Genomic DNA, 12407 nt, shown 5'->3' on the forward strand with positions numbered 1-12407 from the left:
TTTGCAGACCGCAAGCCGCCCCCATGATGGTCCCGTCAGATCACCCGCGGCTCAGCCCTGGTGAAGCGGCGCGCCCCAGCCACCCCAGATGTAGATGGAGAAGAACAGGAAGAGCCAGACGACGTCGACGAAATGCCAGTACCAGGCGGCGGCCTCGAAGCCGAAGTGCTGCTTCGGCGTGAAATCGCCGCGCAGTGCCCGGATGAGGCAGACGATCAGGAAGATCGTGCCGACGAGGACGTGGAAGCCGTGGAAGCCGGTGGCCATGAAGAAGGTGGCACCGTAGATGGAATCCTTGAAGGCGAAGGGCGCGTGAACATATTCGTAGCCCTGCACGAAGGAGAATAGCAGGCCGAGGAGCACGGTCAGCGTCAGGCCGTTGACGAGGCCTTTGCGGTCACCGTGCAGCAGCGCATGGTGCGCCCAGGTGACCGTCGTGCCCGACAGAAGCAGGATGACGGTGTTGTAGAGCGGCAGGTGCCAGGGATCGATGACCTCGATGCCCTTCGGCGGCCACTCACCGCCGGTGAAGGTGGCGCGGGTGGCCTGGATCGCTTCGCCAGGGAAGAGGCTGGCGTCGAAATAGGCCCAGAACCAGGCGACGAAGAACATCACTTCCGAGGCGATGAACATGATCATGCCGTAGCGCAGGTGCAGCGACACGACGCGCGTGTGGTGCCCCTCGTGGGCTTCCTTGATCGTATCGCCCCACCAGCCGAACATGGTGTAGATGACCAGCGCGAGGCCGATGAAGAAGACCCACGGATTGGCCATTTCCAGGCCGAACAGCTTGAACGAGCCGCCCGAGAGATAGCGCATGTAGCCGACACCGCCGAAGGCCATGACGAAGGCGCCGATGGAGGCCAGCAGCGGCCACGGGCTCGGGTCGATGATATGGTAGTCGTGGTTTTTCTGGTGTGCATCGGCCATGTCAGTGATCCCCGATAGTCCTCTCTCAGGCCGCCCCGGTAAACCCGAAGCGACCATCCTCACAGTTTCGATTTGACCTCTGTCCCGGTCTTCACCTCGGCGACCGGCTTCGACGGTTCGCGGGGGTAGAAGGTGTAGGACAGCGTCATGAGCTTGATATCGCGCGTTTCCGGCTGGTCGACGATGGCCGGGTCGATGAAGAAGACGACCGGCATGTCGCGCTCCTCGCCCGGCTGCAGCGTCGTTTCCGTGAAGCAGAAGCACGCGACCTTGTTGAAATAGGCCCCGCCCTGCATGGGCGTGACGTTGAAGGTCGCCTGACCCGTCGTCGGACGGTCGGCAAGGTTCTTCACGCGGTAATTGATCTGGACCGTCTCGCCGATCCGCATCTCGACATCGCGGTCGACCGGCTTGAACGACCAGGGCAGGCCGCCGCCGGTATTGGCGTCGAAGGTCACCTTTATGGTGCGGTCCAGCACCGTGTCGGAGACCTGCTCGACGCGCTGCGTCGTGCCATTATAGCCGGTGACGCGGCAGAAGAGATCGTAGAGCGGCACGGCGGCATAGGAGGCGCCGACCATGGCGGCGACGAAGGTGACGCAGCTCGCCACGATGATGCCGTTGTTGCGCTCGCGGCGGGCGTCCTTCGTTTCCGTCTGCGCTTCGGTGCGCGGGGCGTCGGTCATAGCGCCATCGTCCCCGTTGCGAACTTGATGACGGTGATGACGTAGAAGAGGACGACGAGGCCGCCGAGAACGAGGCCGAGCGCGATATTGCGGCCGCGGCGGGATTTCTTCTGCTTGTCGGTGAGCGTCACGGTTTCCATCACAGGCCTCCTGCAAGGCCCGCCAGGAGCGGAGCAACGAGATGGTCGACCATCAGCGCGGTGAAGATGGCGAAGAGATAGAGGATGGAATAGCCGAAGAGCTTCTTGGCCGGCACCATGCGCTCGTCGCCATCGGGCATGCGCAGCACGCCGACCGACGACCAGACAAGACAGAGGCCGAGCAGGCCGGCGACGACACCGTAGCCGAGACTCGAGAAGCCGAGGATGGTGGGCACGACGCCGATGGCAGCCGTCAGCACGGCATAGGCGAGGATCTGGCGCTTCGTGGCGCCCTCGCCCGCCACATTCGGCAGCATGGGCACGCCGACGGCGCCATATTCGCGCATCTTGAAGAGGGCGAGCGCCCAGAAATGCGCCGGCGTCCACAGGAAGATGATGAGGAAGAGAACGACGCTCTCGACGGAGACGCCGCCCGTCACGCAGGCCCAGCCGATCATGGGCGGGAAGGCGCCTGCTGCACCGCCGATGACGATGTTCTGCGAGGTCCAGCGCTTCAGCCACATGGTGTAGATGACGGCATAGAAGAAGATGGTGAAGGCCAGAAGGCCGGCGGACACCCAGTTGACCGCAAGGCCGAGGATGCCGACCGAGAAGAAGGACAGAACAAGACCGAAAGCGAGCGCTTCCTGCGGGCTGACGCGGCCGGCGGGAATGGGGCGCGTCGCGGTGCGGGTCATGCGTGCGTCGATATCGGCATCGTACCACATGTTGAGCGCGCCGGACGCGCCGGCACCAACCGCGATGCAGAGAATGGCGATGAAGCCCATGAAGGGATTGATATGGCCCGGTGCCATGACGAGCCCGGCCAACGCGGTGAAGACGACGAGCGACATGACGCGCGGCTTCAGCAGCGCGAAGAAGTCACGGGGGCTCGCCTCGGAAAGGGCGACTGCGCCCGTCGTGCTGCTCGTTGCGTCGATAACCGTCATGTTCTTAACCCTGCTACACCAGCGCCTTCGGGATCTCCCCGGCATCCCAAGCGCCGTCTTTCTGTCCGGAAGAAGGCCGCAACCCGTGCGGCCTTCTTCCTTTTTGCTTACTTGATGCGCGGCAGCTGTTCCCACTGGTGGAACGGCGGCGGCGACGAGAGCTGCCATTCCAGCGTGTTGGCACCGACACCCCACGGATTGTCGCCGGCGACGCGCTTCTTGGCGAAGGCTTCGAAGACGCCGTAGAGGAAGATCAGCACGCCGACGCCGGCAATATAGGAGCCGTAGGACGAGACGTGGTTCCAGCCGGCAAAGGCATCCGGATAGTCGATGTAGCGGCGCGGCATGCCGGCCAGACCCAGGAAGTGCTGCGGGAAGAAGACCAGGTTCACGCCGATGAACATGACCCAGAAGTGCAGCTTGCCGATGAACTCGGAGTACATGTAGCCGGTCATCTTCGGGAACCAGTAGTACCAGGCCGCGAAGATGGCGAAGACGGCGCCGAGCGACAGAACGTAGTGGAAGTGGGCCACGACGTAATAGGTGTCATGCAGGGCACGGTCGAGGCCGGCATTGGCGAGCTGGACGCCCGTCACGCCACCGACGGTGAAGAGGAAGACGAAGCCGATAGCCCAGACCATCGGGGTCGCGAAGCGGATCGAGCCGCCCCACATGGTCGCGATCCAGGAGAAGATCTTGATGCCGGTGGGCACCGCGATCACCATGGTGGCGAAGACGAAGTAGCGCTGCGTGTCGAGCGACAGGCCGACCGTGTACATGTGGTGCGCCCACACGACGAAACCGACGGCGCCGATGGCGACCATGGCATAGGCCATGCCGAGGTAGCCGAAGACCGGCTTCTTCGAGAAGGTGGAAATGATGTGGCTGATGATGCCGAAGCCGGGCAGGATCAGGATGTACACTTCCGGGTGACCGAAGAACCAGAACAGGTGCTGGAAGAGAACCGGGTCACCGCCGCCTTCGGGCGCGAAGAAGGTGGTGCCGAAGTTGCGGTCCGTCAGAAGCATGGTGATGCCGCCGGCGAGAACCGGGAGCGACAGCAGCAGCAGGAAGGCGGTGACCAGAACCGACCAGGCGAAGAGCGGCATCTTGTGCAGCGTCATGCCCGGAGCGCGCATGTTCAGGATGGTGGTGATGAAATTGATGGCGCCGAGGATCGACGAGGCACCGGCAATGTGCAGGCCGAGGATCACGAGGTCCATGGCCGGGCCGGGCTGGCCGGACGTCGACAGCGGCGGATAGATGGTCCAGCCGCCGCCCGAGCCGTAGGCGCCGGCCGGGCCTTCGACGAACATCGACAGAAGCACCAGCAGGAAGGCCGGAACGATCAGCCAGAAGGAGATGTTGTTCATGCGCGGGAACGCCATGTCGGGCGCGCCGATCATGATCGGCACCATCCAGTTGGCGAAGCCGCCGATGAGGGCCGGCATGACCATGAAGAAGATCATGATGAGCGCATGCGCCGTCGTGAAGACGTTGTACATGTGCTTGCCGCCGTCGATGGCCGCATCACCCTCGAAGCCGTAGACCATGGAGGCCAGGCCGTGGAAGATCTGGATGCCCGGCTCGGCGAGCTCCATGCGCATGATGATCGACAGCGTGCCGCCGATGAGGCCGGCGATGATCGCGAAGATCAGGTAGAGCGTGCCGATGTCCTTGTGGTTGGTCGACAGGAACCAACGCGCAAAGAAGGAGAGCGGCTGATGGGCGTGGTCATGGTCATGACCGTGGCCATGCGCGGCATGATCGTGCCCGGCATGATCGTGATTGTGGTGGGCGGAAGATCCGGCCATGGTTGTCCCCTCCAGATTACTTGGCGTTGTCGGCGACGGTGAGCGACTTGGCTCCGTCGACGGCGGCCATCAGAGCCTTGTTGGCCTCGCCCAGATTGGTGGCGGCGGCAGCGATCCAGGCGTCGTACTTGTCCTTGGCGACAACGCGTACGGCGATCGGCATGTAGGCATGGTCCTTGCCGCACAGCTCGGAACACTGGCCGTAATAGAGGCCTTCCTTCTCGGCGCGGAACCAGGTTTCGTTCAGGCGGCCCGGGATCGCGTCGATCTTCACGCCGAAGGCCGGCATGGCGAAGGCGTGGATGACGTCAGCGGCGGTGACGAGCAGACGGACATTGGCGCCGACGGGAACGACGACTTCGTTGTCGACGGCCAGCAGGCGCGGATAGGCGGCAACGTCTTCCTTGCCGGCGGCGGTGCGGTCGGTTTCCTTCAGCATCAGGCTGTCGAAGGAGACGGGCGTCTCGCCGACCTCATACTCGTAGCTCCAGTACCACTGGTTGCCGGTGGCCTTGACCGTCAGGTCGGCCTTCTCGGGCATGGTGAGCTGGGCGTTCAGCAGCTGGAAGGAGGGAATGGCGAGGAAGAGCAGGATGATGACCGGGCCGAGCGTCCAGACGATCTCGATCGCCGTGTTGTGGCTGGTCTTGGAGGGAACCGGGTTGGCGCCCTCGCGGAACTTGACGACCACGATGATGAGCAGAAGCAGAACGAAGAGCGTGATCGGAACGATGAACCACAGTGTGTAGTGCTCGAACCAGGTCACTTCCTCCATGATCCCGGTGGCGGCCGGCTGAAGCGTCGTCTGCCACGGCTCCGGCTTGTCGGCAAAGGCGGCCGGAGCAAAGAGCAGACAGGCAAGGGCTGCCAGAACTGCATAAGCTCTTTTCATCACAATCGTGTCTCCCAAATGCGCGCTTGATCAGGATCAAAGCGTTGCGCAGAATCCCTGCGATACTGAACCGCTTCAAACCACAGTTTGATCCATGCCGCAACATCTGTCCATTCAAGCCCATGCGGCATTTTTGCCCAAACGCAAGGCCTGCGCAGGCTTGGGGCGATGACGGGGATTTTTGCCGGATTTATCCACATGCCGCCGCTACATCGCAGACCGCCAGGGGGTGGCATCATGGCTTCGGCGACTTCATAATTCAGCCATACGCAGTCTTAATGTGCGCCGCGGGGCTTTTCATCCGCACCCGCGGCCTTAAAGAATAGCCTCATGATTCGTAGTTTCGAGGTGTGCATGGGCCGTCGCTCCTATTCCCTGCCCGTCGCGGCGGCTTTTGCCGCGCTTGCGGTGCTCGTGACGTTCAACACGGCCGCCGCGCAGGCGACGCAGCCGGGCACGGTGAAGTCCAATCACGGCGCCTGGTCGATCGTCTGCGACCAGCCGGCCGGCGCCACTGCCGAGCAGTGCGCGCTGATGCAGAACGTGATTGCCGAAGACCGCCCGGAAGTCGGTCTTTCCGTCGTCGTGCTGAAGACCGCCGACCGCAAGGCGAAGATCCTGCGCGTGCTGGCGCCGCTCGGCGTGCTCCTGCCCAACGGGCTCGGGCTGAATGTGGACGGCAAGGATATCGGCCGCGCCTATTTCGTGCGCTGCTTCTCCGACGGCTGCTATGCCGAGGTGGTGCTGGAAGAAGAGCTTCTGAAGACCTTCCGCGCCGGCAAGACCGCCACCTTCATCGTCTTCCAGTCGCCGGAAGAAGGAATCGGCATTCCTGTCGATCTGAAGGGGTTCGGCGAAGGGTATGACGCGCTGCCGTGAGGGGCGGCAACCGCCTGCGCCCTTCCGCAACTTGCCCTGCACGCGCCGCATCTCTACATGAGAGGGAATGACGCCTTCAGGAGCCTGCCGATGAACACCGATCTTCTTTCCCTCTTCGATGCGGACGAAGCGACCGTGCAGGCGGTGCTGCGCGAGACGCTTTCCAGCGCCGATGACGGGGAGCTTTACCTCGAGCATGCGCAGGCGGAATCATTGTCCTTCGACAATGGCCGCCTGAAGGGGGGCAGCTTCAACACCGACCAGGGTTTTGGCCTGCGGGCGGTGGCCGGCGAGGCTGTCGGCTATGCGCATTCGGGCGACCTTTCGCTTTCGGCGCTGAAGCGGGCGTCGGATGCGGTGGCGCAGGTGACGCGGGGCTATTCGGGCTGCTATGCCGCCGCGCCGCAAGGCACGAATGCGCGGCTTTACGGGGACGGCAATCCGATCGGCGAACCCAGTTTCGAGGCGAAGGTGGCCCTCTTGACCGAGATCGACGCCTATCTGCGCGCCAAGGATCCGAAGGTGCGGCAGGTGACGGCGACGATCGGCGCAAGCTGGCAGGTGGTGGAGATCATCCGCGCCGACGGCCATCGCATGCGCGATGTCAGGCCGATGACGCGGCTCAACATTTCCGTCGTCACCGGCGAAGGCGACCGGCAGGAGTCGGGCTCCTACGGCATTGGCGGGCGGCGCGGTTTTGCGGATTTCATCGCCACGGAAAACTGGCAGGCGGGCGCCGACGAGGCGCTGCGCCAGGCTCTCGTCAATCTCGAGGCCGTCGATGCGCCGGCCGGCACCATGGATGTGGTGCTGGGCAACGGCTGGCCGGGCGTCATGCTGCACGAGGCGGTCGGCCATGGGCTGGAAGGCGACTTCAACCGCAAGAAGACCTCCGCCTTTGCCGGGCTTCTGGGCGAGCAGGTCGCGGCCAGGGGCGTCACCGTCGTCGATGACGGCACGATCGGCGAACGGCGCGGCTCGATCACCATCGATGACGAGGGCACGCCCTCTGCCTACAATGTGCTGATCGAGGACGGCAAGCTGGTCGGCTACATGCAAGACCGGCAGAATGCGCGCCTCATGGGCATGAAGCCGACCGGCAACGGCCGCCGCCAGGGCTATGCCCATGTGCCCATGCCGCGCATGACCAATACCTACATGCTCTCCGGCAGCCATACGCCCGACGAGATCATCGCGTCGGTGAAGAAGGGCATCTATGCCGTTTCCTTCGGCGGCGGGCAGGTGGACATCACCTCCGGCAAGTTCGTCTTCGGCTGCACCGAGGCTTACCTCATCGAGAACGGGAAGATCGGCGCGCCGGTGAAGGGCGCGATGCTGATCGGCAACGGGCCGGACGCCATGCGCCGCGTGACGATGGTCGGCAACGACACCAAGCTCGATACCGGCATCGGCAATTGCGGCAAGGCCGGCCAGTGGGTGCCGGTCGGCGTCGGCCAGCCGCACCTGCGTATGGACGCGATCACCGTGGGCGGTACGCAGGCGTAAGGCGACGGGCGCGCGCCCAAGACCACAAGCGCAAGCGCAGGGATGATGCGGGCCGGATGGGTGGCGTTCGGGTCCCGCTGTCAGCGGATCCCTGCCCTCGTCTCTGCTTCCGGATGAAAGCGCCATTTGCGCGCGATGGCGGCCGGAAGGTCGATGTCCTGCTGGCCGGCGAGAAGGAAGACGTGGCCGAGGAGATCGGCGAGTTCATCGGCCAGCGCCTGGCGGCAGGCGGCCTCGTCCAGCCCCTTGCGGCGGCCGCGGCCGGTAAGGCGGTTCCAGGCTTGCGTCACCTCGCCTGTTTCCTCCTGCAGCTTGAGGATGAACCAGTCGGGGTCACGAGCGATGCCATTGTCGCCGGCATAGGTTCGGGAGGCGGTCTCGAAACGCTCGATCAGGTGGGCGAACATGGTCACTCCGCTTGTTTCTCTTTTGTTCTGCGCGATTCTCCTCCGTCAGGCCAGTGCCTGCGACGAAACGAGACAGGTAGCCGGTCGTTTGTGGAAGGTTCCTTCCCCATCGGTTCAACAAGGCTTAAGGCATGGGTGCTAGTCAGGGTTGACGTTCAGCCGTGCGGCCGGACACCGAAGGCACAAGGGAAACCCGATGTCGATTGTGACGAGAGCGAGGATGGTGGCGCGCCACACCGCGATCCGCGGTGGGCTGATTGCCTCCTTTGCGCTGTCGCGTGCAGGGCTGCTCAAGGCGGCGCGCGGTCGCGGCGCGGTCTTCACTCTCCATCATGTCCGCCCGGAAGCGTCGCGGCCCTTTGCGCCGAACGGCCATCTGGAGATCACCCCGGACTTTCTCGAAACGGCGATCCTGGCGCTGAAGTCGCAAGGCTACCGGTTCATTTCTACAGACGCGCTTGCCACGATCACCGAGGATGGCGATCCGCGTCCCTTTGCCTGCTTCACGCTGGATGACGGCTATCGCAACAATCTGGAGCATGCCGCGCCTGTCTTTGCCCGGCATGGCGTGCCTTTCACCGTCTATGTCACGGCCGGTTTCATCCATCGCAGCCACACGCTGTGGTGGGAAACCGCGACGGAACTGCTGACGCGCAACAATCGCGTCACGCTCGATTTCGGCGACGGACCGCGCAGCTTCGCGCTGGATGATTACGCTGCCCGCGACAAGGCCTTCGACCATATCGCCGGCTTTATTCGTGGCACGACAGGCCAGCTCAGCGAAGCCGAGGCGGTGGCACGGCTGGACGCCGCGGCGCGGGCGCATGGCATCGATCCGGTGGCGATCACCGAGCGGCTTACGCTCTGCAGCGACGGGATTGCGGCGCTCGCCGCCGTCAAGGGCGCGACGATCGGGGCGCATACGGTCACGCATGCGGCCCTCTCCCGGCTTCCCGAGGCAACGGCGCTTGGCGAGATGGTCGCGTCCGCCGATGCGATCGAAGCCATCACGGGAACGCGACCGCGCAGCTTCGCCTACCCCTATGGCGACCGCTCTGCCGTCTCCATCCGCGAGCAGCGGTTGGCTGAACAGGCGGGTTTCCTGACCGCCGTCACCACCCGACCCGGCATCGTGGCCACCCGACCGGCGCTGACCTTGCAGCCGCGGATTTCCCTCAACGGCTACTACCAGCGGGCGCTTTATGTGCGCGCACTGGCCTCGGGCATCCCGTTCCGCCTGATGGCCGGCGGGTGATGCTTCGCCAAGCTGTGCCGACGGGCGGGTATCCCCTGCCCTTCCGGGCAAGGGAATGCCTGCGTTGAAGGCGCCCTCACGTCAGCAATCAACTCGCCCTGACAGATCGAGATCGCCGCTCCCGGCTTCCTTACAGGACGCATGCTCTGTCGGTCCACGCGTCATTCCGGCCGCCTGGGGCCTCATCCGTGGATGTCGTTACGGATACATCCGCACCTTCTCCCAGCCGCCGTCCGGCGTGGCGCGGCGGAATTCGACGCGATCATGGAGGCGGAAGGGACGGTCGTGCCAGAATTCGATCGAAGTCGGGGCAAGGCGGAAGCCGGACCAGTGCGGCGGACGCGGGATTTCGCCGATCGGGTAGCGGGCCGTGTATTCGGCAACCGCCTTTTCCAGCGCGAAGCGGCTCTCGAGCGGGCGGGACTGTTTGGAAGCCCAGGCGCCGATACGGCTGCCGCGCGGGCGGGTGCGGTAATATTCGTCGGCTTCGGCATCGCTAACGGAGGCGATGGGGCCGCGCAGGCGCACCTGCCGGCGTAGCGATTTCCAGTGAAAACACATGGCTGCCTTACCGCTGCCCAGAATTTCGCGTCCCTTCTGGCTTTCGTAGTTGGTGTAGAAAACAAAGCCGTCCGTGTCGAAACCCTTCAGGAGAACCATGCGCACATTGGGCAGGCCGTCTTCATCGACGGTTGCCAGCGAGAGCGCATTCGGATCGTTGATTTCACTGGCCGTCGCCTCCTCCAGCCAGGCACCGAAGAGGGTGAAGGGCTCGGCCGCTTGCGTGAAGTCACCTGTTGTTAACCCTTTGTCATCCATGATCGTCTTCCGATGCTGCTTTCTGCGCCTGACCTGATGTCGTTGCGACCGCATGGTTCGGGACAGACAGCGACGGTAAACGCCAATGATGCGCGTATCGAAGCCGCCTTCGAACCGGACGGGATTGCCGTGGTAGACATAGCAAAGTCGCTCGAAGAGACAATGACGGATCGCCTGCCCCGGCGTGGCGCAGCGTCGCGGGTGCTGCTGGCTGCCGCCATTTCGCTTTCGCTGTCCGGCTGCATGGGCACGGCCGGCGATGTCCTGAAAATGGACAATGTCGATCGCAACCTCACCACCTCCTCCGTGCCGGCCGCGCTCGACGAGACGACCGACGAGGCCGCCGTGCGCAATGCGGTGTCTGCCGCCGATCTCGAAAGCCTCGGCCAGACCGCCATTCCGTGGGCCAACACACGTTCGGGAAGCGCAGGCGTGATCAGCGCCGTGCGCGAAAATTCCGATTCGGGCCTCACCTGCCGCACCTTCGTGACGACCCGTCACTCCTACGAGGGTATCGCCCGCTTCGAAGGCAGCGCCTGCAAGGTGTCCGACGATCGCTGGAACCTCGTGAAATTTGCGCCGCAGGGATAGGCGAAACGTAAGACGAAATTAACCATTCTTCGTCAAAGTCGCCCTCATGTGCCCCAATTCCGGTCAGAGCACCCGCGGAGCGGGCCCTTTTCTAACCTCACATTAGCAAGTTTGACCCAGCATTTGCGACGGGACCGCGCATGACACGCGCGGCCAGGATCGGACCGCTTTCCAGGAACCGGCAGGAGGGAAAGCGCAGCCACGGGGTGAATTTGTGATGCGTGATCCCTATGCGACACTCGGTGTCCGGCGCAATGCCGGCATGGACGAGATCAAGGCGGCGTGGCGCAACGCGGCGAAATCCGCGCATCCCGATCACAATCAGAACGACCCGGAAGCCGCCGAGCGCTTTGCCGAGATCGGCCGCGCCTATGAGGTGCTGAAGGATCCGAAGCTGCGCAGCCGCTATGACCAGGCCCGGCGCGAGGCGGACCTGCGCCGCATGGAAGAATTGAAGGCGAAGATGCAGGCGGCGAATGCCGCCGCGCAGGCCGAGGCCGAAAAGCCGATCGGGCCGGAGACGGCGGAGGAAGTGGTGGATCGCCTGTTCGGCGAGGGCAAGGCGCGCACCGCCGGCCCCTCCTCTTCGCAGAACCAAGGCCAGAGCCAGGGGCAGACCCAATCCCAGCAGCACGGCCAGGCGCAGCAGCAGTCGCAGGCGCGGCCGCGCACCAGCGCCGAGGAGCGGGCCTTTGCCGCCCGCGCCGAACCGCGCGGCGAGGCCCGCCCGACCCTCCAGACATCCGGCGAGCGCAGCGACTGGGCGGACGATGGTGACAGCGAGCGGGCCGACAGCAGCAAAGGCAGGGGCTTCCTGCTGAGGCGCGCGGCCGCACCGGCGGCCGAACTCGTCAGCGCATTGGTCAAGCGGCTGCGAGGCCGCACGATCGAGAAAACGCCAGATCTCGTCGTGGACGTTCCCGTGACGGTGGCGCAGGTGTTCCGCCGCGAGCGCGTCAGCGTGGCGCTGCCGGAAGGCGAGAATGTCAAGGTCGCGGTGCCGGCAGGCGCCGTCGACGGGCAACCGATCCGGCTTCGCGAACAGGGCTACCGGGTTGCGGGCGCCAAGCGCGGCGACGCGGTGGCGGTGTTGCGCGTGCAGCGCGACGAGACCTTCCGCATCGAAGGACTGGATCTCGTGACCACGCTGTCGATCGACATCCAGGACGCCGTGCTCGGCTGCGAGCGGACGGTGGAAAGCCTTGATGGCGCCGTGACGGTGGAGGTTCCCGCCTGGTCCGGCTCCGACAAGGCGGTCCGCATCGCCGGCCGCGGGCTGATGGGCGTGGACGGCACGCGTGGCGATCTCGTCGTCGAACTGCGCATCGTGCTCTTCGAAAAGCCGGACGAAAAGGTCACCGACCTCATGCGCTCGATGAAGCACGGCTTTTATCTGTGACGGGTCAAGGCTTTGTGACAAGTCCATGACGCTGACCCATTATTACGGGGACTAACAGTTCCTGATTTGCTGCGCGCTTGAACCCCCCATCACCCTATGTCATAGGGCTGGCCTGTCATATTGACGCATGGGCGCCTTT

At 64.3% G+C, this 12407-nt stretch carries 13 protein-coding genes; 5 read left to right on the top strand and 8 right to left on the bottom strand.

The genetic code is table 11. The features are described from left to right. Positions 1–51: 51 nt before the first annotated feature. The 6 genes from ACED18_RS12970 to coxB all read right to left on the bottom strand — a co-directional run bounded on the left by ACED18_RS12970 (position 52) and on the right by coxB (position 5415). Positions 52–930, bottom strand: coding sequence for a cytochrome c oxidase subunit 3 (locus ACED18_RS12970; protein WP_377292815.1), 879 nt, complete (start codon positions 928–930; stop codon positions 52–54). 59 nt (positions 931–989) lie between these two features. Next, on the bottom strand, positions 990–1616 hold the full coding sequence (locus ACED18_RS12975) for a cytochrome c oxidase assembly protein (RefSeq protein ID WP_377292817.1): 627 nt from the start codon (positions 1614–1616) through the stop codon (positions 990–992). After that, the gene (locus tag ACED18_RS12980) at positions 1613–1756 is read right to left on the bottom strand and encodes a hypothetical protein (protein ID WP_377292819.1); all 144 of its coding nucleotides are present in this window, start codon (positions 1754–1756) and stop codon (positions 1613–1615) included. Before ACED18_RS12980 ends, ACED18_RS12975 begins: the two co-directional genes overlap by 4 nt. After that, the gene (locus ACED18_RS12985; protein WP_377292821.1) at positions 1756–2706 is read right to left on the bottom strand and encodes a heme o synthase; all 951 of its coding nucleotides are present in this window, start codon (positions 2704–2706) and stop codon (positions 1756–1758) included. The genes ACED18_RS12980 and ACED18_RS12985 overlap by 1 nt, the downstream gene beginning before the upstream one ends. A 107-nt stretch (positions 2707–2813) precedes the next feature. Next, positions 2814–4520: a cytochrome c oxidase subunit I gene (gene ctaD / locus ACED18_RS12990; RefSeq protein ID WP_377292823.1), complete on the bottom strand. Its 1707-nt coding sequence runs from the start codon at positions 4518–4520 to the stop codon at positions 2814–2816. 16 nt (positions 4521–4536) lie between these two features. Then, positions 4537–5415 (bottom strand): cytochrome c oxidase subunit II, encoded by an 879-nt coding sequence (gene coxB / locus ACED18_RS12995; RefSeq protein ID WP_377292825.1) that lies wholly within the window; start codon positions 5413–5415, stop codon positions 4537–4539. 327 nt (positions 5416–5742) lie between these two features. Here coxB and ACED18_RS13000 point away from each other — a divergent pair, with 327 nt between their 5' ends. Together ACED18_RS13000 and tldD are read left to right on the top strand one after the other, a co-directional pair. Next, on the top strand, positions 5743–6291 hold the full coding sequence (locus ACED18_RS13000) for an invasion associated locus B family protein (RefSeq protein ID WP_377292827.1): 549 nt from the start codon (positions 5743–5745) through the stop codon (positions 6289–6291). Positions 6292–6381: 90 nt separating this feature from the next. Next, entirely contained in the window at positions 6382–7797 is a 1416-nt protein-coding gene (gene tldD, locus ACED18_RS13005) for a metalloprotease TldD (protein ID WP_377292829.1), read from the top strand. An 80-nt stretch (positions 7798–7877) separates the two neighbouring features. Here the strand turns inward: tldD and ACED18_RS13010 are convergent, their stop codons facing one another. Further along, a complete protein-coding gene (locus tag ACED18_RS13010; RefSeq protein WP_377292831.1) occupies positions 7878–8204 on the bottom strand; it encodes a MazG nucleotide pyrophosphohydrolase domain-containing protein in 327 nt (108 codons plus the stop codon). 196 nt (positions 8205–8400) lie between these two features. On the opposite strand from ACED18_RS13010, the gene ACED18_RS13015 reads away from it, so the two are divergent. Then, positions 8401–9459, top strand: coding sequence for a polysaccharide deacetylase family protein (locus ACED18_RS13015; RefSeq protein ID WP_377292833.1), 1059 nt, complete (start codon positions 8401–8403; stop codon positions 9457–9459). Between the two features lie 198 nt (positions 9460–9657). On the opposite strand, the gene pdxH is transcribed toward ACED18_RS13015, so the two are convergent. Further along, positions 9658–10278, bottom strand: a complete 621-nt coding sequence (pdxH, locus tag ACED18_RS13020) for a pyridoxamine 5'-phosphate oxidase (protein WP_377292835.1) — start codon at positions 10276–10278, stop codon at positions 9658–9660. A 12-nt stretch (positions 10279–10290) separates the two neighbouring features. Here pdxH and ACED18_RS13025 point away from each other — a divergent pair, with 12 nt between their 5' ends. Continuing rightward, the gene (locus ACED18_RS13025) at positions 10291–10869 is read left to right on the top strand and encodes an RT0821/Lpp0805 family surface protein (protein WP_377292837.1); all 579 of its coding nucleotides are present in this window, start codon (positions 10291–10293) and stop codon (positions 10867–10869) included. 217 nt (positions 10870–11086) lie between these two features. After that, entirely contained in the window at positions 11087–12268 is a 1182-nt protein-coding gene (locus ACED18_RS13030; RefSeq protein ID WP_377292839.1) for a DnaJ C-terminal domain-containing protein, read from the top strand. The last annotated feature ends 139 nt before the right edge of the window (positions 12269–12407 follow it).

Source organism: Rhizobium sp. SG2393 (genome assembly GCF_042610495.1).
GTDB lineage: Bacteria > Pseudomonadota > Alphaproteobacteria > Rhizobiales > Rhizobiaceae > RU20A.